At 59.6% G+C, this 20077-nt stretch carries 17 protein-coding genes; 5 read left to right on the top strand and 12 right to left on the bottom strand.

What is annotated here, in order from left to right; genetic code table 11:
• Nucleotides 1-2 precede the first annotated feature (2 nt).
• From yidD to WJU23_RS03610, 4 genes are all read right to left on the bottom strand, one after another.
• Complete coding sequence (gene yidD / locus WJU23_RS03625; RefSeq protein ID WP_346331172.1) at nt 3-344, bottom strand: membrane protein insertion efficiency factor YidD; 342 nt, start codon at nt 342-344, stop codon at nt 3-5.
• Nucleotides 341-706 (bottom strand): ribonuclease P protein component, encoded by a 366-nt coding sequence (gene rnpA, locus WJU23_RS03620; RefSeq protein WP_346331171.1) that lies wholly within the window; start codon nt 704-706, stop codon nt 341-343. Before rnpA ends, yidD begins: the two co-directional genes overlap by 4 nt.
• Nucleotides 707-724: 18 nt before the next feature.
• Nucleotides 725-907 (bottom strand): 50S ribosomal protein L34, encoded by a 183-nt coding sequence (rpmH, locus tag WJU23_RS03615; RefSeq protein ID WP_133796731.1) that lies wholly within the window; start codon nt 905-907, stop codon nt 725-727.
• Between the two features lie 162 nt (nt 908-1069).
• Nucleotides 1070-1465 carry an FKBP-type peptidyl-prolyl cis-trans isomerase gene (locus tag WJU23_RS03610; protein ID WP_346331170.1) on the bottom strand — a complete coding sequence of 132 codons (396 nt, stop codon included), beginning with the start codon at nt 1463-1465 and terminating at the stop codon, nt 1070-1072.
• A 163-nt stretch (nt 1466-1628) separates the two neighbouring features.
• Between WJU23_RS03610 and WJU23_RS03605 the strand changes: the two genes are divergently transcribed.
• Both WJU23_RS03605 and WJU23_RS03600 read left to right on the top strand, forming a co-directional pair.
• A complete protein-coding gene (locus WJU23_RS03605) occupies nt 1629-3077 on the top strand; it encodes a DUF1501 domain-containing protein (protein WP_346331169.1) in 1449 nt (482 codons plus the stop codon).
• 321 nt (nt 3078-3398) lie between these two features.
• Nucleotides 3399-4790, top strand: coding sequence for an O-antigen ligase family protein (locus tag WJU23_RS03600; RefSeq protein ID WP_346331168.1), 1392 nt, complete (start codon nt 3399-3401; stop codon nt 4788-4790).
• Between the two features lie 36 nt (nt 4791-4826).
• Here WJU23_RS03600 and WJU23_RS03595 read toward each other — a convergent pair whose 3' ends face one another.
• The 3 genes from WJU23_RS03595 to WJU23_RS03585 form a co-directional block, all read right to left on the bottom strand.
• Nucleotides 4827-6152, bottom strand: coding sequence for a dipeptidase (locus WJU23_RS03595; RefSeq protein WP_346331167.1), 1326 nt, complete (start codon nt 6150-6152; stop codon nt 4827-4829).
• A gap of 54 nt (nt 6153-6206) precedes the next feature.
• Nucleotides 6207-8939, bottom strand: a complete 2733-nt coding sequence (ileS, locus tag WJU23_RS03590) for an isoleucine--tRNA ligase (protein ID WP_346331166.1) — start codon at nt 8937-8939, stop codon at nt 6207-6209.
• 178 nt (nt 8940-9117) lie between these two features.
• On the bottom strand, nt 9118-9618 hold the full coding sequence (locus tag WJU23_RS03585) for a cation transporter (RefSeq protein WP_346331165.1): 501 nt from the start codon (nt 9616-9618) through the stop codon (nt 9118-9120).
• 204 nt (nt 9619-9822) lie between these two features.
• Between WJU23_RS03585 and WJU23_RS03580 the strand changes: the two genes are divergently transcribed.
• Nucleotides 9823-11454, top strand: a complete 1632-nt coding sequence (locus WJU23_RS03580; protein WP_346331164.1) for a hypothetical protein — start codon at nt 9823-9825, stop codon at nt 11452-11454.
• 71 nt (nt 11455-11525) lie between these two features.
• On the opposite strand, the gene WJU23_RS03575 is transcribed toward WJU23_RS03580, so the two are convergent.
• The gene (locus WJU23_RS03575; RefSeq protein ID WP_346331163.1) at nt 11526-12548 is read right to left on the bottom strand and encodes a methyltransferase; all 1023 of its coding nucleotides are present in this window, start codon (nt 12546-12548) and stop codon (nt 11526-11528) included.
• An 86-nt stretch (nt 12549-12634) separates the two neighbouring features.
• Here WJU23_RS03575 and WJU23_RS03570 point away from each other — a divergent pair, with 86 nt between their 5' ends.
• Complete coding sequence (locus tag WJU23_RS03570) at nt 12635-12877, top strand: glutaredoxin family protein (RefSeq protein WP_346331162.1); 243 nt, start codon at nt 12635-12637, stop codon at nt 12875-12877.
• A 56-nt stretch (nt 12878-12933) separates the two neighbouring features.
• The gene (gene purD, locus WJU23_RS03565) at nt 12934-14184 is read left to right on the top strand and encodes a phosphoribosylamine--glycine ligase (protein ID WP_346331161.1); all 1251 of its coding nucleotides are present in this window, start codon (nt 12934-12936) and stop codon (nt 14182-14184) included.
• A gap of 41 nt (nt 14185-14225) precedes the next feature.
• On the opposite strand, the gene WJU23_RS03560 is transcribed toward purD, so the two are convergent.
• From WJU23_RS03560 to WJU23_RS03545, 4 genes are all read right to left on the bottom strand, one after another.
• A complete protein-coding gene (locus WJU23_RS03560; protein WP_346331160.1) occupies nt 14226-15392 on the bottom strand; it encodes an HRDC domain-containing protein in 1167 nt (388 codons plus the stop codon).
• A complete protein-coding gene (gene rho / locus WJU23_RS03555; protein ID WP_346331159.1) occupies nt 15389-16861 on the bottom strand; it encodes a transcription termination factor Rho in 1473 nt (490 codons plus the stop codon). Before rho ends, WJU23_RS03560 begins: the two co-directional genes overlap by 4 nt.
• Entirely contained in the window at nt 16858-17472 is a 615-nt protein-coding gene (coaE, locus tag WJU23_RS03550; protein ID WP_346331158.1) for a dephospho-CoA kinase, read from the bottom strand. Before coaE ends, rho begins: the two co-directional genes overlap by 4 nt.
• 87 nt (nt 17473-17559) lie before the next feature.
• Entirely contained in the window at nt 17560-20067 is a 2508-nt protein-coding gene (locus tag WJU23_RS03545; protein WP_346331157.1) for an Amuc_1098 family type IV pilus outer membrane protein, read from the bottom strand.
• Nucleotides 20068-20077 lie beyond the last annotated feature (10 nt).

Below are 20077 nucleotides of genomic sequence, written 5' to 3'. Positions count from 1 at the left end.
TTTCAGTCTTCCGGCCCGGCAGAAGGGGGGCGGGAGGGGGCGTCAACGGACGGACCGGCGGATACTGCACACGAATCTGCCGTTTGTCGCTGGCAGGAACACGGCCTTTTTGTAACCGGTGGGACGGGGTCATGCCCCTGGCCGCCCCAGGGATTGCAGCGGAGGATGCGCCAGGCACCCATGGCGCTGCCGCGAAAAAAGCCGTGTTTTTCCACGGCCTGAAGAAAGTACTCCGAGCAGGTCGGAGTGAACCGGCAGCCCGATCCGGGGCCGCCGAAGTAATGCAGAGGGGGGGAGATGAAACGCTGATAACCACGGATGAGGATGCGGACGAGCCATTTCATGGAGCGGGTGGCACAGGTTTCAAAAAAAGACCCTGGCGCCTGGCCAGGCGGAGCCAGTCCTGCTCCATTTCACCAAAGTCCGCGCCCGCAGCCCGCCAGCGGGCGATGGTGACAAACTGCCACCCAGGTGCGATTTCTGCCCGGTGCGCCCGGATGATCTCCCGAAGCTGCCTGCGCACACGGTTCCGCACGACGGCGTTTCCGAGGCGTTTGCTGGTGACGAGACCGAACTGAAATTCAGCGACCGCGTCCTCACGCAGCAGGGCCAGGACAAAAAAGCGGCCCGCCTGGCTGCGCCCCTTCTCCTTGATCCGCGCGAAGTCGCGCGACTCCTTCAAATGAAGGCGGGAAGGAAGACGCATGGGCGGGCCTGCCTGCTACTAGGCGTGCTGCTGGACGTGGCGCTTGTAATGGATCTCCACGCCGACTGGCATGAGACGCTTGCGGCCACGGGCGCGGCGGCGACGCAGGATGTCGCGGCCATTTTCAGTCTTCATGCGTTTGCGGAAGCCGAACTGGCGTTTCCGGGTGCGCTTGGATGCTTGGTAGGTCCTCTTGGGCATAATCGTGTGGGGTGCTTGCTAAAACGTCTTTTTCCTTCGCTGTGGGCCCGGCGCATCATCTAAAACTGCCTGGTCCCCCGCAACAGGGGGCGCGAGATTACGCAGTCTCGCCGGGTTGTCAAATGAGTGCTGCGACGAGTCTTTGCGGCCGGAAGGGCTAAATTACCGAACTTTCAGCAATTCCACGTCAAAAATGAGAGCTTCGTTAGGCCCGATGTCGCGTCCGGCGCCCTGTTTGCCATAGGCCAGCTTCGAGGGAAGATAGAGGCGGTGCTTGGCCCCTTCCTTCATCAGCTGCACGCCTTCCGTCCAGCCGGCGATGACGCGGTTGAGCGGGAATTCGATGGGCTCACCGCGCTTGTAGGAGCTGTCGAAGACCTTCCCGTCGATCAGAGTGCCTTCATAATGAACGAGTACCGTGTCCGTGGCGGAAGGGCTCTTGCCGGTGCCTTCGGTGATGACTTTGTACTGAAGACCGCTGGCGGTCACGGTCACGCCGTCTTTTTTGGCGTTGTCTTCAAGAAATTTTTCACCTTTGGCGAGTGCGATGTCGGACATGATGGGAAGGGGTACGGGTGGATATGGTCAAAAAACGACGGGCGGCGACCATACCCAGCCACCGCGATTGCGCAACCCAAGGCTGATTTCGATGAGATTTGGAAAAAACATGTCCAATCGCCAGCAGGAGCCGCCTTGTGACGTAAACCTCTTCACTCCAGTCATGACACCCCTGCCCCACCACGAAGTACTGACCAACCGCCGTGACTTTCTGCGCCGTGGCGGTGCGGGTTTTGGCGCGCTGGCCCTGTCTTACCTGCTGGGGGAAAACCCGCTGAATGCCGCCCTGGGCGATGAGGGCGGCCAGCCCGGCAGCCCCATGTCCGCCAAGCTGGCGCACCGGATGGGCAAGGCGAAGAGCGTCATCTTCCTGTTCATGGAAGGCGGCCCCAGCCACCTGGACACCTTTGACCCCAAGCCCCTCCTGCAGCAACTGCATGGCCAGGAGCTGCCGCCCAGCTTCGGCCAGGTCATCACCGCCATGGGTGAAAGCCGCTCCCCCCTGCTGGCGGACAAGCGCCAGTGGAAGCAGCATGGCGAAAGCGGCATGTGGGTCTCTGACTGGCTGCCGCACACGGCCAAGCTGGCCGATGAACTCTGCGTGATCCGCTCCTGCGTCTCCGACGGCATCAACCACGCCGGCGGCGTCTGCCAGATGAATACCGGCAGCATCTTCGGCGGGCGGCCCTCCCTCGGCTCCTGGGTGAACTACGGCCTGGGCACGCAGAACCAGAACCTGCCCGCCTTTGTCGTCCTCAAAGACAGCGATTCACAAGTGGTCAATGGCGTGCGCAACTGGGGCAGCGGCTTCATGCCCGCCGTCTATCAGGGCGTGCAGTTTGAGCCGGATGGCACCCCCATTGCCAACCTCACCACGCCCAAAGGCATGAGCGAGCCCCGCCAGCGGGCCAAGCTGGACTTCCTGAGCAAGATGAACACCCGCTACGGGCAGCCCCGCCAGGACAACAGCCAGCTCGATGCCCGCATCAAAGCCTATGAACTGGCCTTCCGCATGCAGGCCGAGGCCCCCGATGCGGTGGACCTGGCCAAGGAATCCGAGGCCACCAAAAAACTGTACGGCCTGGATGACAGCAAGACCGCCGTCTTTGGCCGCAACTGCCTGCTGGCCCGCCGCCTGGTGGAGCGCGGCGTGCGTTTTGTGCAGCTTTACTCCGGTGCCGGCAGCAAATGGGATTCCCACAGCAAGATCGAAGAAAACCACGGCCGCCTGTTTGGCCAGACGGACAAACCCATCGCCGGTCTCCTGATGGACCTGAAATCCCGCGGCCTGCTGGATGAGACGCTGGTCATCTGGGGCGGCGAATTTGGCCGCACCCCCATGAGCGAAGGCGGCACCGGGCGCGACCACAACCCCACCGGCTTCACCATGTGGATGGCCGGCGGCGGCATCAAAGGCGGCCAGGTCATCGGCAGCACCGATGAGCTGGGCCTGCGCGCCGTGGACCAGAAAATGCACGTCCACGACCTCCACGCCACCATCCTCCACCTCATGGGCGTGGACCACACCCGCCTCATCTACAAATACAAAGGCCGCCCCGAGCGCATCGACCAAAACGAAGGCCACGCCTTCACCAAAATGCAGATGGCCTAGGCGGTGGGGCTGTTTTCCTCATGCAATCCCCCTTGTCATAGCCGTCCTGATCGCAGCAGGCGGACATTCAGTCGCCCAGCCCATGGCGGTATGGTAACAACCTCCCGGCAAAGCATGCTGCCCGCGGTCAGCCAGAGCCTTTGATTGAAATGGATCTTTCTTGAGTGTTCTTCAGGAAGAAACTCGTCCGCCGCGCACCTGACCCACAAATGGCTGACAAATTTCAACAAATGCTCCTCTTGGACAAACCGTTTTTGATGCTAGCATTCTTGCAGTTGCGTTTGCCAAATGCTTGCGAAGCCTGATTAGAGTCTGCTTTTGATGGAATATCGCGCCGCCCTCATATTCCTTTTTCTTTATTACATCCGTCCCCAGGACTGGGTGCCTGCGATTTCGGGCGCGAACGTCATCCGTCCGATGATGCTCATCTGGCTGGTCAGTATTCTGAGCGCACGGTCCAGACCTGTGGTTACGGGCATTTTGCGGACGCCCCATGACTGGGCGATTCTGGCCTATTATGCCTATATCGTATGGCACGCCCCAGATTTCTCCGGCACTCTCAAAGGCTTTCTCCCTTTCGTGGTTTTTTATGTTTTTACTGTCAAATCACTGATCTCCTGGGAACGTCTGCAAGGGTATCTGAAATTTTGGAACTTCATGCTCATGGGTGTTGCAGCCATGGCGGTGGCCAGTCTTCATGGGGTGGATATGACGGGAGCCAAAGACGCCACTGAAAAGATGTTTGGCCGGCTTTGTATCGGCACCTGGTTGCATGACAACCCCAACGCCCTCGCCCACTCGGTCATTGTCGTTCTGCCCCTGAGCTATATTTTTTATTTCTGGAAGCGTGGGGTGATCGGCCGGATGATCATCTTTCCAGCCTGCGTGACCCTGGCCTGCTATTGTGTTTACGCGACGGAATCCAAGGGTTCCTTTTTGGTTGGCGGTGTGCTGCTGGTGATGATCTTTGTGGTCGGAAGGCCCAAACCTGTGCAGATCCTGGCTTTGACAATGGCCGCTACGATGGGGGTCTCAGCCCTCAGCTTCCTGCCTCGCATGCAGCAGATGGGCAATCTTAGAGGTGACGCTGGGGTTCAGGGCCGTCTGATGGTCTGGGAAATGGCCAAGCGGACTGCTGAGGAAAAAAGCACGGGGGTCGGGTGGAAGCAGTTCCAGGGATTCATCATCTGGGATGGCCAGATGGAAAACAAGGCCACACATTCCAGCTATGTCCAGATTGGAGGAGATCTGGGACCCTACGGCATGTTCTTTTACCTTCTGCCCCTCTGGCTGGCTCTGAGATCCCTTTTAATGAGTGCTAAACTGACCCGCGAAGATCCTCGCATGGAACGCTGCAGACGGGCCATTATGATTTTGATCATCGCCTACATGGTTTCTGGGTGGATGATCAATCGTGAATATCACACGGAGTACTTCCTGCTGATCGCTGCAGCCGCCGCATTGCACCGCCTGACCCTTGCCCAAGAACTGGAAACGGCTGCCTTGCTCAATGAAACCCAGACGAAGGCCGTGGAAGGCCAAATGGTCTTAGCAAATGAAGCGCCTCCAACGGGCGTTTTACCGGTATTTGAGGCCTTGCACCAAAAAGGAAAAAGGCTCTGGAACCGCATCACCGTTGTGGATGTGGGCATAGGAGTGACGATGACCTGGGCGGTCATGTCCGCCTGGGATTACATCCTCAAGAACCTGTAACACCTCCCTTCCCTGCAGCCAACCTGCAAGGGTTGGCTACTTGCCCAGTTCAGTGAGCAAGGCCTGGTTCAAGCGGATGCCGGCTTCAAAGTTGGCGATGGGGAAGTTCTCGTTCGGGGCATGGGCCTGGCAGTCAGGCAGGGCGAGACCCAAAAGAAGGGTATCAGCTTTGAGCACGTCTTTGAAGGCCTGGACGATGGGAATGCTGCCGCCTTCACGAATGAGGGCGATCTTACCGCCAAAAGTCTGGGTGAGCGCACGCTGGGCGGCCTGACCGAGGGGGCCCTGGGGGTCCATGAGGTAAGCCTGGCCGGTATGGCCACGATGGATGTCCAGGCGCACGCTGGCAGGCGCATGGGCCCGCAGGTAGGCGCAGGCCAAGTCCAGAATGTGCTCTGGATTTTGGTCCGGCACGAGGCGGAAAGAGAGCTTCACAAAAGCTTCCCGCGGGATGACGGTTTTAGAACCTTCCCCCTGGTAACCACCGCCGATGCCGTTCACTTCCGCCGTTGGGCGTGCCCAGCGGCGCTCGCGGTCGGAATAACCGGCTTCGCCAAAAAGAGCGGGCACTCCGGTGAGGGAGAGAGTTTCGGCATCGGCGTCGCCCAGTTCTTCCCAAGCGCTGCGCTCCCAGTCGGCCAGAGGCTTCACGGCGTCATAAAAACCGGGGATCTGGACGCGGCCCTGGTCATCGTGAAGGGAGGCGGCGAGCCGGGCGGCGATGGTGGCAGGATTGGCCACGGCACCGCCGAAGATGCCGGAATGCAGATCGATGCTGGGTCCATGGACTTTGACCTCCATGCAGGCTATACCACGCAGGCCATAAGTGAAAGTGCCGACGCCCGGCGCGACCATGCCAGTATCGGAGATGGCCACGACATCGCAGGCCAGCTCCTGGCGGTGGGCCTCCAAGAAAGGCTTCAAATTGGGGCTGCCGATCTCCTCTTCGCCTTCAAAAAGAATGGTCAGGTTCACAGGCAGGTCGCCATACTTCGCCAGGGTTTCGGCCAGGCCGGAGACGTGGGCGATGAGCTGGCCTTTGTTATCCGTGGCCCCACGGCAGTAGATGACACCTTCGCGGATGGTAGGCTCAAACGGCGGCGACTTCCATTCCGCATACGGCTCCGCCGGCTGCACATCATAATGCCCGTATAGAAGAACGGTGCGGCGGCCGGGGATGTGCTTGTTTTTGGCGACGATGACGGGATGCCCTGGTGTCTCATGCAGGCCCGTGGTCAGACCCATGGAGGTCAGCTTGGCCACCAGCCACTGCGCGCAGGCTCGGGTATCCGCGTGGTGGCGGGAATCCGTGGAGACGCTGGGAAAACGCAGGCAGGTGAGGAGGTCATCAAGAGCGGTCATGGTCGGGAGATGGGTGGGAATCAATGGTGGCTGAGCATTGGCTTACGCCTGTGCTCAGGAGACGGCCTCAGCACAACGGCCGCAGAGGGTGGGGTGTTCGGCGACACTGCCGACATCGGGGAGGTGCTTCCAGCAGCGGGCGCATTTGGGATTGCCGCAAACGGTTACGCTTGCGGTTAGGCCGCTGCCCTTGGTGATGTTGAGGTCGCTGAGAATGAAGAATTCCTGGAGCGTGCCGAGGTCGCCAAAGACGCTGTGGTCGAAGCCTTTTTCGGGGAGGGTCAGGGAGACGGTGGCCTCCAGGTTGGAGCCGATCTTCTTTTCCTGGCGGGCTTTTTCGATGGCCTGCTGGATGACGGCGCGGGCCTGGAGAAGCTGGTCCACAGCAGCCGTGGCGTCCTCGGTTGGGGCGAAGTCGGGGTTGGGCTGGGGGAAGGCTTCCAGGTGCAGGCTGTCGGCATGGCCCAGGTGCTCCCAGGCTTCATCCGCAGTGAAGGCGAGCACGGGGGCGAGCAGCTTGCACAGGGTCTCGGTGATCTCACGGATGGCGGCCTGGGTGGCGCGGCGGCGCGGGCTGTTCGCCGCATCGCAGTACATCCGGTCCTTGGTGATATCAATGTAGAGAGAGCTGAGATCGCCGGTGATGAACTGGTTCACCAGGGTGAAGACCTTGCGGAAATCGTAGGCGGCATAGGCTTCCACACAATCCTTCGTGAGGGTGTGCAGGCGCTCGAGGATCCAGCGGTCGATAAGGGTGACCTCACCGGCTGCATCGCGCGCTTCATCATGAAGGTTGCCTAACAAGACGCGTAATGTGTTGCGGATGCGGCGGTAGTTTTCACTGTTCTGCTTGAAGAGGTCTTCGGAGAAAGGCACTTCATTTTGGTAATCCACACTGGCCACCCAGAGGCGCACCATGTCGGCACCATAGGTGTTGTAGTAATGGTCGGCGGTCATGGGCTTGGCGCTCTTGCCGGCGGCGCCCTGGTCGCTCTTGCTGATCTTTTTGCCGCTCGTGTCCACGACGAAGCCGTGGGTGATGACGCTCTTATAAGGCGCGGCATTGCGGGCGACGATGCTCATCATGAGGCTGCTCTGGAACCAGCCGCGATGCTGGTCGGTGGCCTCAATGTAGAGGTCGGCCGGGGCGTGGAGCTCAGGGTGCTGGTCCAGCACGGAGACATGGCTGCAGCCGGAGTCAATCCAGACGTCCAGGGTGTCATTGCCACGCTTGGTATCCGCAGGCAGGCCGACGGCCTCGGCCCACCAGGCATCGTCTTTTTCAAACCAGAGATTGGTGCCCTGCTTGGCGACGATGTCGGCCACCTTGCCGATGATGGCGGTCTCCATGATGATGGTGCCATCGGCGGTGTAGAAAACGGGCAGCGGGACGCCCCAGGTACGCTGGCGGCTGATGCACCAGTCCGGGCGGCTTTCCACGGTACCATAAATGCGGTTACGCCCCCAGGCAGGCAGCCAGGTGACTTTGTCAATTTCCGCCAAGGCGCGGGTGCGGATGTCATCAATCTTGATGAAGAACTGCTCCACGGCACGGAAGATGATGGGCGTTTTGGAGCGCCAGCAGTGGGGATACTGGTGGACATACTTTTCGTTACCCAGCAGCGCGCCTTTTTCTTCCAAGATGGCGATGATGCCTTCATTGCTCTGGAAGACATGCTTGCCGACGAATTCCGGCAGGCCGACCTCGGCGGTGTATTTGCCATCGCCATCCACGGGGGAAAGGATGTCCAGGCCATGCTCGCGACCGGCCTGGTAATCGTCCGCGCCATGGCCGGGAGCGATGTGGACGGCTCCGGTGCCGGTGTCATCGGTGACGAAGAGGGTATTGATGACCTTGGACGTGCGCGGCAGGAAGGGGTGCTGGGCTTCCTGGCCGGCGAGATCCTTGCCCTTGAGTTTTTCGACAGGCTGCCCGGCGTCCAGTTTGAAACCGGTGCTGGCGGTGAAGGCTTCGATCCGGGAGGTGGCGATTGTGAGCTTTTCCGTGCGGCCGCTCTCATGTACAAACGTACCGGCGGTGTAATCGAACTCGGGATGAAGCGCGATGGCCAGGTTGGCCGGCAGCGTCCAGGGCGTGGTGGTCCAGATGACCAGGGCGGAGTCATTCGGGAGGGCAAACTTCACGAAGACGGCAGGCGAAGTCTTCTCCTTATATTCCACCTCCGCCTCCGCCAGCGCCGTCTGGGCACCGTAGCTCCAGAGGACGGGACGCTTCATGCGATAGACCAGGCCCTGCTCCACGGCCTTGCCGAAGGTGCGCAGGATGCCGGATTCGTAACCGGGATCGAGGGTGAGGTAAGGGTTCTCCCAATCGCCAAAGACGCCGAGGCGCTTGAAGCTGTTGCGCTGGATGTCGATGTATTTGCGGGCCTCAGCCTCGGAGCGCTGGCGGACTTCCACCGGGGTCAATCCGGCGGCCTGTTTGACGACTTTGAACTCGATGGGCAGGCCGTGGCAGTCCCAGCCGGGGACGAAAGGGGCGTGGAAGCCGGCCATGGTCTTGGACTTCACGATGAGGTCCTTCAGGATCTTGTTCAGGGCGGTGCCCATGTGCACATCGCCATTCGCGAAAGGCGGGCCGTCGTGAAGGATGAAGGTGGGCTTGCCTTGGCTCTGGGCCTGGATGCGCTGATACAATTTTCCTTCCTGCCACTTGGCCAGGCGCTGCGGCTCCCGGGCGACGAGGTCCGCCTTCATGGGGAAGTCGGTCTTCGGCAGGAGGACGGTGTCTTTGTAGTTCGTGGCGGGGGCTGGCTCGGCGCTCATGGGAAAAAATTCGGGAAAAGGGGCGCGGAGCCTAGACCAGAGGGCGGCGCAGGGCAAGAGGGGGAAATGAAATGACGAATGCAGAATGACGAATGCAAAAAAAATCTCCGGCACCTGGAAGGGTGGCCGGAGATTTGGGGGAAAAGATGGCAGACAGGAGTGTCCGCCTCACTTCACTTTATTTCACAGTACCGTGGAAGCCGGCCTTGTTCATGGAGGCCAGGAGGTCGGACTCGGTGAACTGGCCCTGGACGGTGAAGGTCTTGGCTTTGTTTTCGATGGTGTAGCCGGTGACGCCAGGGACCTCTTTGACGGCGGCGGTCATGGCATTCACGCACTTCTGGCAGCAGAGGTGGGCACCTGTGACGGTGACGTCGGTGAGCTTTTTGTCCGACTTGCTGGAGGCGAAGCCGGCAGATTCATCGGAGAGCTTACCGTAGTAACCGGCTTCCATGATGGCCTCGACCGCTTTTTTGGCGTTGGACTTGGTCTTGGCAACGATGGTCACAGTTTCCCCGTCGGCGGTGACGGTGGTGTCCTTGATGCCTGCGGCGGCCTTGACAATGCCGTTGGTGCAGCCTTTGCAGCAGTTGTGCACGCCTTCCATCGTGACGGTAGTTTCAGCCTGGGCCAGGCCGGTTAGGAGAAGGAAAAGGGAAACAAGGATGGCATTTTGCATAAGAGGCTGAATGAACGTGTGATGCGACTGCATGCTATCCGAAAAAAGTTCACAAAAATAAATGGTGTCTGATACCGGCCAGAAAAAATGGCGTATAAGATGCTGACTTGCTATGGCCTCACAGCCAAAAGCTGCTTCCGAAGTCAACTCCCGAGCCCAAACCAAAAAAATTAAACACACAAGATCCGACTCACTCATCTATCCATGAAAGCACTCCGTCTCAGTCTCTTAAGCGCCCTGTTGGGCAGTACCGCGGCCATGGGCGCCGCCATCCCTGCCGACATGGCAGGCAGCTATCAGGCGCTGATTTCTTCTGAAACATCGCCTTACGGTCTGCTGGCCCTGAAAGTCTCCACCAAAGGCGCGGTCTCCGGCAAACTGACCACCTCTGACAAAAAAACTTATTCCCTCAAAACGACGCTGGACTACACGGCGGGTGATGATCCCGCCACCGAGGGCGAAGGCCTGACCGAAACAGGTGTGGCCATTAATGCCGCTGCCATTGCCATCAAAGGCACTTCCTACACACTGGAGCTGAAATTCAGGGATTTTGCTGACCGGGACACCCTGGAAGTCACGGTGAAGGAAAGCGATGCAACGGTGGGTCTCGCTATGTCAGGTTTCAAGGTCAAGACCTATGCGAAGGGTGAGACGGTGCCGACGCTGGGCAGCTACACGGTGGCTTTTGAACTGGCAGCGGACGTTGATGGTGCTCCTGAGGGCTCAGGCTATGCCGTGGCCAAGGTGGATGCAAAAGGAGTCATGAAACTGGCAGGCAAGCTGGGTGACGGCACCAAGATCACAGCAACCCTGCCCAATGGCCCGGATAATCAGTTTGTGTTCTTTACGAACCCCTACAAGCGTGACGGCAGCTTCTTTGGCGGGAGATTGGCCATGACTGCGCGTGATGGCGGCGGTTTCCATGTCGAAGTGCCAAATGACATTCTCCTGTCCTATTATGACGCCCAGTGGAAAAAAGCGGCAGGCGCCAAGGACAAGAGCTACCGCGACGGTTTCGGACCTTTGAGCCTTCTGGCCAGTGCTGAACCATGGGCTCCGGAGAAAAAGACCAATGTGGCAACCTACCTCGGCCTTGATGAAGGCTACGTCTTTGATGTCGCGCTGAGTGGCGACATCCCAACTGACCGCCTTCCCGTCCAGTTCACTCTGGATGCGAAAAACAACCTCGTTGTCACCAAGGCACACGCCAGCGCACCGAATCCGGTAACAAGCGACGACTGGAAAAAGATACTCAAAGGCAAGGTGGACATCAAGACGGGCAAGGTGACCATCACAATCACTCTTGGGGACAAGCGCAAAGTGGTTATCGAAGGTGTCGTCTTACTTCCTGAGGGAGATGAACTGGCCACCTTCACACTCGCACCCGGTTTTGTCATGATCCCGCCAGTGGACAAAAAGACCGGCACCATCTCTTATGGTGCGCTTCAGTTCCAAGGGCCGTTTGTGATTGATCCATTGCTTGCCAGTGCTGCAGCGACCGCTGGCACCTACAATGCTGTGATCAAAGAGGAGTCCAACACCGTTCCTCCAGCATCAGGAACCGTGACAGATGGCGAAACCATCAAGTTCACGATTTCACCTGATTTGAAGACCCTGACCATTGATGGGAAAAAAATGCCTCTCGTTGGCGATAGCCGTCCTATCTCTTTGGGTTACGTTCTGATCAAAGGCATGAATAGCACAAGTGTGATCATGTATTTGGACGAATCCGGCACTCCAACGGGTTTCTTCCTTACCTATGCACAACCTAAACTGCCGCCAAAGCCAAGTGCACAGGGCGTCTTTAGCTCGGATCAGATCACCAAGCTTCCTTAAGCAGGCCAAGCTGAAATCTCGATAAAACAAAGCCCCGGTGTGACCCACCGGGGCTTTTTTGTGGCTGGGAATCAGGCCTTCTGGGCGGTCATGAATCCACGGCCAACGACGGTGTCTGCATAAGCGCCAGAGACGAAACCGGCCTCAGTGAGGAGGGCGGCGTATTCGCCGGTGCTGTAGCATTTGCCCTGGGTGGAGTGCATGAGGAGGCAGGAATATTCGGCGACGTGGACGGGGCCGGTTTTGTCCTCGTTGATGAAGGCATCATGGATGATAAGGAGGCCACCGGGAGGGAGGGCGGTGTGGGAGAGGGCGAGGAGCTGGCGGACCTCTTGGACGTCCCAATCGTGGAGGACGTTGCTGTAGAGGTGAACGTCGCAGCCGGTGGGAAGGCCATCAAACATGTTGCCGGTGGTGACCGTGACGCGGTCGGCGCAGCCGCGCTCGGCGATGAGCTTGCTGGCGATGCGGTCCACGGGGACCTGGTCGAACACGACGGCCTGGAGGTGGGGATGCTGGGCGGCGATGGAGCAGGCGTAGATGCCGGAGCCTGCGCCGATATCCAGCAGGCGGGTGCGGGCGGTGAGGTCCAGTTTTTTAGCCAGGGCCTGGGCTAGGTAACGGCCCCGGCAATCCATGGCGGCGGTGAAGCTGCGGGCGAAGTCCTCCTGCTCCATGGCCTGATGCCAGTCAAAGGCGGCCTTGTCCCCGGACCAGCCGGCGGGCTTGCCACTGCGGAGGACCTCCAGGTAATCGCGGGCGATGGGCCGGTCGTGCAGGGAGGCGTAATAAGGACCCAGGAACCACTCGGACCCGGCGCACAGATGCTCACGGGCGGTGGGGGTGAGCTGAAAACGGCCGGACTCCTGATGCACCCAGCCGTTGCTTGCGAAGAGGGTCATCATGACATCGGCGGGGCGTTCTTTGAAGCCGTGATAAGTGCAGATTTCCTGCAGACTGGAGGGTTGCGCGGCCAGCCAGGTGAAGAAATCCAGGCTGAGCGCGGCGGTGATGAGGTCCACGGCATACAGGCCGTCGCGGTAGCGGTAAATGCTGAGCGGATCAGTGGCAGGGGACGCGGAGAGGTCAGTCATGGAGAATAGAACCATGGAAGACTCCGCATCCGTATGCTACAAGAGAAAACCTTTCTCCCCTTCCCCATTCCTCCCTTTTCTTTCTTATGACTCCGATCGTGTATGTAAAAACCGGCTGCCCCTGGTGCGATGATGTGATCTCCTACATGGAGGCAAACAACGTGCCCTTTAAACAGGTGGTGGTTAGCGGCAACCGGGAGGCGATGCAGGAAATGATTGACCTCTCTGGCCAGAGCAAGGCACCGACGATGGACTGGGACGGGGAGGTGCTGGCGGACTTTGGCGTGGATGAGCTGGTGCCGTTTTTGAAGAAAAAAGGCGCGATCTGAAGGGCGGACTTTTCCAGGGTTGCCTAGCGCCGCTGGCGCGCTATGCATCCCGCCCCATGAAGATCCTGGTTACTGGCAAAGGCGGGCGTGAACACGCCCTGATTACCGCATTGAGCGAATCTCCGCAGAAGCATGAGCTGTATGCGTATCCGGGCAGTGATGCCATCGCGACGCTGGCGACGCGGGTGGATGTGCCGGGCCTGCCGGAGCTGATGACCTGGATGCAGGAGAATGCTATAGACTTGTGTGTGGCGGGAGAGGAGGCGTGGCTGGTGAAGGACCGGGGCCTTGCGAACCTGTGCGCAGAGGCGGGCATCCCATGCTGGGGACCGTTCAAAGAAGCGGCGCAACTGGAAGCCTCGAAGATTTTCGCGAAGCGGTTTCTGCAACGGCACGGCATCCCGACGGCGGACTTTACGGTGGCGACCACGGCAGCGGAGGCCAAGGCGGCGCTGAACCGGTTTCCCATTGTGCTGAAATTTGACGGTCTGGCGGCGGGCAAGGGCGTGGCAGTGTGCCCGGACAGGACGGAGGCGGAGGCCTTCATTGAAGATGTGATGGAGAAGCGCATCTTCGGCGCAGGAGACCTTCTCATTGAGCAATGCCTGTCCGGCCCGGAGATCAGCATTTTTGTCTCCGTGTGTGATGACCAGTACCAGATCCTGATGCCGGCTCGCGACTACAAGCGCATCCGCGACAATGACGAAGGGCCAAACACAGGCGGCATGGGCGCGGTGGCTGGCCGGGAACTGGCCACGCCAGAGCTGATGACCCAGATCGAAAACGAGATGGTCAAGGTGACGGTGGAAGGGCTGCAGAAGGACGGGCTGAAGTATCGTGGCTTCCTTTACTTTGGCATCATGCTGACGCCGACAGGGCCGCAGATGCTGGAATTTAACTGCCGCTTTGGTGATCCTGAGGCCGAGGCGGTCATGCCGATGCTGAGGGGCGACTTTGCCAATTATGTCTTTGAGGCGGCGAAGGGGACGCTGAAACCGGAGCTGATCCAGTTTGCCGAAGGCTGGAGCATCTGCCTGATCTCAGCTTCGGCCGGGTATCCGGTTTCATCCCGGAGCGGGGATGTGATCTCCGGACTGGAGGCGGTGGAAGGTGCGCGCGTGTACCACTGCGGGACGCGGAAAAATGAGTCGGGCCAGTTTGAAACCAACGGCGGCCGGGTGCTGGCGGTGGTGGCGCAGGGCAGCACGCGGGAAGCCGCGCGGGACAAGGCTTATGCGGAATCCCAGAAGGTAAACTTTGACGGCTTGCAACGGCGCGGGGACATCGGCACGATGCACTTTGAGTGAGTTTCAAGGAGAGGGACTTGCCAGGTCCCTGTCTTGACCGGTCAGGCAGCGACGGTTTGAGGCTGCTGGAGCACGCTTTCCAGGGGCTCCTTCAGAAGTTCCCGCTGCCAGGCCATGAGGGCATCCAGACCGGCTCCGTCAGCGACGACTTCTTCCAGGGTGCTGCGGGAGCCGAGGAGGCTGCTTTCGATATCAAGGCTGCCAGCGATGGTGTCGCGGAGGGCGCAGAGGCGGTCAATCTGGTCGCGCTGGGTATCGCTGAGGCGGGCTTTGGCCTTTTTGACACGCTGAGGCCAGGCGGACTGGCCAGCACGGAAGACATCAGCGATGAGATCGTGGAATTCTTTTTTCCAGCGCGGGCGCCAGCCGCCGGGAGGATTCATGACGCCGCCGACCTCGAAGGTCTCGGCGTAGCTGACCATCTGCTTGTTGGACATGATCCGGTAGCAAGGGATGTCCCGCTCCATGGCGATGGCCTCCCGCCAGTCCCACATGGCTTTGAGAATGGCAAGACCTTTGGAATGAAGACGGCCGCTGCCCTGGACGCGCCAGGGGTCTTCCTTCGGCGCGATGCTGCGGGCGGCGACATCCACCTGCAGACCGGCGCAGCTCTGCTCGAACCAGGCTTCCCTGCCCTTCTCGCGCAAGAGCTTCATGAGGTAATCAGCCAGGGGGATGAGGTAACGGACGTCATCCACGGCGTAGGAGAGCATGTGCTCCGGGAGGGGGCGGCGGCTCCAGTCGGCCTTTTGGGAGGCTTTGGAAAGCTGGAGGCCGAACATGGAATGGATGAGCGCGGCGAGGCCAAACTGGCGGAAGCCAACCAGGCGGGCGGCGATCTGCGTATCCCGGACGACGCGCGGCGCCCAGCCATAAGTACGGCGGAGCATGGTGAGGTCATAATCCGAGCCGTGGAACCAGAGCTCATGCCGGTCCAGGAGAGCGAGGAGGCCGGAGATATCCTCGATGGCGAGGGGATCTACGAGGGCGAAGCGGCCTGCGCAGGCGACCTGGAGGAGGCAGAGCTTTTCGTGGTAATGATGGAGGGAATCCGCCTCCGTATCCAGGCAGCAGCGGTTCTCACCGGTGGCCTGCATGTGGGCTTCTGTCTCGATGAGCCACTGCTGAAGATGCTCCGGCTGGTCAATAAAGACGTAATCGCCGGGCACGATGGCCGGGGGGATGAGAGGAGGGACGACGTCACTCATTTGAGACCCGTGAGCAAAATTTCAGCGTTGTTGCTGGTGCGGGCGATGTTGCGCAGCAGCAGCTCGAGAGCCTCCACGGCGGGCACCTGGGCCAGCTGCTTGCGGATGGCGGAGACGCGCTTGAACTCATCCGGGTGGTAGAGGAGGTCATCCCGGCGGGTGCCGGATTTCAGCACATGAAGCGCCGGGAAGATACGGCGCTCGGAAATTTCACGGTCCAGGGTGGCCTCCATGTTGCCGGTGCCTTTGAACTCCTCAAAGATGAGGTCGTCCATGCGGTTTTCCGTCTCGATGAGGGCGGTGGCGATGATGGTGAGGCTGCCGCCTTCTTCCACATTGCGGGCGGCCCCGAAGAATTTCTTTGGCTTGACCATGGCCTTGGAGTCCATCCCGCCGGACATGGTGCGGCCTTTGCCGCCGCCGAGGCTGTTGTAACCGCGTGCGAGGCGGGTGAGGGAATCCAGGAGGATGACCACATCTTTGCCCGACTCCACGAGGCGGCAGGCGCGCTCGCGGACGAGCTCAGCCAGCTGGCTGTGGCGCTTGGGGCTTTCGTCAAAGGTGGAGCTGTAGATCTCACAGCCGCTGACGGATTCTTCGAAATCGGTGACTTCTTCCGGGCGCTCATCCAGGAGGAGGATGATGAGGGAGATTTCCTTGTGGTTATGAACGATGGATTTGGCGATGTCCTTGAGGAGGACAGTTTTGCCGGACCTTGGAGACGCATTGATCAAACCGCGCTGGCCTTTGCCCAGGGGGGCGATGAGATCCATGATGCGCACGGAGGCGGCACAGGGGCGAGGCATCTCCAGGATGATCCGCTCATTGGGGAACATGGCGGTCAGTTTGTCGAAATGGACTGGCGGCTCCCAGGTATCAATAGAGACACCGTCCACCTCGGTGATACGGTCAATGGCCAGGTATTTGTCCCGGTCCTTCGGTGCACGGGCAAAGCCGGTGATGCGGTTGCCGGGGCGAAGATTAAATTTACGGACAAGAAAAAGCGGGATGAAAACATCCTCAGGCAACGGGGCAAAGCTGTACTTCGGATAACGGATGAGGCCAAAGTTATCGGAGCCGATTTCCAGGATGCCATCCACCTTCACGCGGGTGCGGTGGTCCGCCATCCAGGCGAGAAGATCATAGATGAGCTGGTGCTTGGACCGGCTGGCATTCATGCGGAAACCCACCTTTTCAGCCAGGGACTGGATGTCAGCGAGGGAGGCTTCCTGAAGGTCGTTGAGGGAGATCTCCTCCGGGAACGGAGGCTCGGCGACGGGAGCGGAAGGCTTTTCCGGCTTGCCCTGGGAATCAGAGGCAGGCACTGCGGGGGCATCGTTATCGGGCGCAGAATCCGGGGAAGGCTGCGGTGCGGGCAGGCCCGGTGCTTCAGAGACTTCCGCAGGCGCTGCGTCAGATGCGGGAGATAGGACCTCTGTGGAGGTCTCGGAGGAGTCGGTTGGATTCATGCTTGCCAGTGCTGTCTTACCAGTGTCAGCACTTGAGCCTCAAGAGCGCTGCGGTCACCATCATTCCAGATGACCACATCTGCTCTCTCAACTTTGGCTTCGATGGGCCACTGAGCCCTCAACATCTTTTCGATCATTGATTCGTCGAGACCTCGACGATCCATCATCCGCCTTTTCTGAACTTCCGGGCTAGACGCCACAACGATGATCAGATCCGCTGAAACTGTGGAACCAATCTCATAGTGCAGAGGCACCTCCGCAAGGAAAAGATTTACCCCCATTTCCGCCTGGGCTTCCCGGGCCTGCTCCAGGCTTTTCAGGACTCTGGGGTGCAGAATCTGCTCAAGAATTTTTCTTCTCTCCGGGTCTGCGAACACCTCTGCACGCAAGACTTCGCGGCTGGCCAGGATGCGGCCTTGCTGGTGCACAACGGCGGATTCACCAAAATGCCGGACCAGTTGGGTAGTGATTTCCGGGGTATCAAGCAGTTCCTGGACCGTACCATCAGAGGAAAAGACGCGGGACCTGTCCTTCAGGAGATGCGTGGCCAGCAGCTCTGTGACCAGACTTTTGCCGCAGGCGACGCCGCCTGTGATGATCCAGGATTTCATGAACCGGTCTTTTATTTTAAAAGCACACAGGCAGGTGATCAAGGACCACCTGCCTGCGGCAGAACATACTTTCAGATGAGTGCCAGATCAGTTGCCAACAGGAGGCAGCAGCAGATTGGAGGCCTCAGCACCTGCGGAGGCACCGCCACTGGTGGAAAGGTTCGGGTTGATGGGCTGGCCGGCAGGGTCAATCTGCTTGGCAGTCACAAAGATCATCAGGTTGCGCTTGAAGTGATCTTCCACGGTGGACTTGAACAGACGGCCGATGAAGGGCAGGTCACCCAGCACAGGAATCTTGTCTTCCACATCTTGCACGTCCTCGCGGATCAGACCGCCCAGCACCACCGTCTGGCCGTCCCAGATGGTCACGTTGGTCGTGACGCGGCGGACGGAGAACACAGGCTGGTTGATGATGTTCGGAGTGAGTTCGACTGTGCTAGGAGGAACGGCGGCAGTGGTTGTGACGAGGCCCGTAATTAGGTCAAGAAATTGTGACGCAGGGCTGCCAGGGTTGACGCTGTTGATAGGGCTGCCGTAGTTGATGAATCCGTCGAACTCCGTCACTTCAGGATTGAGCTGAAGATCAATGGTATAACCGTCGGCACCGACGGAAGGTTCCACTTCCATGCGAACACCCACCTGGCGCATTTCAAAAGCGGTAGGAGTGGTTGGGGTGACGGGAATGGAACCGCCGCCGCCGCCGCCGCCGCCCTGGATGGCACCGACGTTGGTTGGGATCTGCGGTGGGTCAAACTCGGTCGGGTAGATGAATTCGCGAACGACTTCAACCGTGGCCCGCTGAGTATGCTTGGCCGTGACGCTCGGGGCGCTCATGAGATCCACGCCTTTGCGCTGGGACATGGCCCGGATGACGAGAGCGAACTGAGGATCGGTTAGAACACCTGCGACACTAAGAACGCCAGGAGCTTCAGATACAGCAGGAGTGCCATTGATGAGGGAGTCAATCGCATTGCCGCTGATGGCATTACCACCCGTGCGGAGGCTGCGGCTGATGGGAGCCACGCCGCCGGCGAGCGCATTACCAGCTCCAGGCAGAATGCTGGCAACAGCAGAGGGGTAAGCAATCGTGGTGGAACTGACGCCGGAGTTACCGTCAGTGCCGCCGCCGCCCTGGACGTCGTTGCCGCGTCCGATGGTGCCAAGCAGCCAGTCAAAGCCGAGTTCATCGGTGTTTTTCTGGGACACTTCCACAAACTTGGAGGTGATGTAGATCTGCTTCGGACCTTCATTGCGGGTGGCTTCGACAAAGGCTTCAACCAGATCAAGGTTTGGCTGGGTGTTTTTGACGATCAGCTGGGAGGAAACCCGGTTGAAGACAGCGGAGGCACCTTCAGGGAAGGCAATGCCCTGGGATTTCAGGATCTCGATGGCCGTCATGCGGGTGCCAAGGCCCGTGGAGGGTGCCGTTGCACCCGTGGCGAAGGGATCCGCAGAGGCAGCTGGCGCTGCATCACCGCCACCAGAGCCGCCAAGGGTGAGGAAGTCCGGACCGACTTTGTAGATGCGGGTGAACTGCTCCACCGTCGTTTCAGAACCTGGCACGATGAGCACTGCAAAAGGCTCCACCTTATACTTCATGCCGGCAAGTTCAGTGACGTAGCGGAGGGCTTCCACCATGGGCACATCCTTCAGGTCAAGGCTGATGGAGGCGGTGACAGGGGCATCGCCGGCCTTGAGAATGATGTTCACACCTTTTTTGGTTGGATCGGTTTCCACCAGGTCAAGGTCGCGGCTTTTGACACGAAGGAACTCAACAGCTTCTTCGATGCTGGCACCGGCAAACTGGACGCTCGGGAAAACGATTTCCTGCATCTTGCGGGTCAGATAGACGGTGGGTTCGACACCGCCCGTGTCCATTGGATCAATGACCAGACCACGAACTGGCGGCTTGTGCTCCCAGGCTTCGTTAACCATGTTCAGCATGCGGGAACGCTGGTGGTCACGCGCAGTCTCAAAATATTCACTGCGCTTCTGCTCAGTCTTCTGCATGCCCAGGCGTGCAGCGGAGTTGTAAGGGTCAATGCGGAGGGCTTCCTCAAACATGAGGTTTGCCTTGTCGTAATCGCCGATTTCCATGGCGCTGTGGCCGAGGTGGAGCTGCTTGGTCACTTTGCTGACGTTCTCCACGTGCTGCGGGGTCAAGGCAGGCGGCCAGCGGTCCGGATCATCCAGATGCTTGGCGAAGATGCGTGCGGCGCGATGGTCAGGAACGGCAAGCTGGGCTTCTTCGATCAGCTTTCGGGCGGCGACGTAATCGCCGATCTTGGCCTTCTCACGGGCAACGACGATGGCACAGTCAGCAAACTTGAGATTGGCCAGATTCCGCCAGTCCTGAATGAAAGGAGCGTTTGGCAACTGGTCCAGAATGTCCTTGGCAGCACGGTATTGGGCCAACGCGGCTTCATACTCACCTTTGCCGTAAAGCTCGTCGCCTTTTTCCATGGCCTGCCTGGCATCTTCCACGCGTGCAGCACGACGGGCGATTTCCCGTTCTGCGATGCCGGGGACACTGACGATACCACCCTCGCCGGCAACGGCGGGCGTGGCGACCATGGGAGCTGCAAGAGCAACCATGAGGGCAATT

The organism is Prosthecobacter sp. SYSU 5D2, assembly GCF_039655865.1.
Lineage (GTDB): Bacteria > Verrucomicrobiota > Verrucomicrobiia > Verrucomicrobiales > Verrucomicrobiaceae > Prosthecobacter.
Note: the sequence above shows the minus strand (reverse complement) of the source record. Positions and strands in the feature narration are given on the sequence as shown.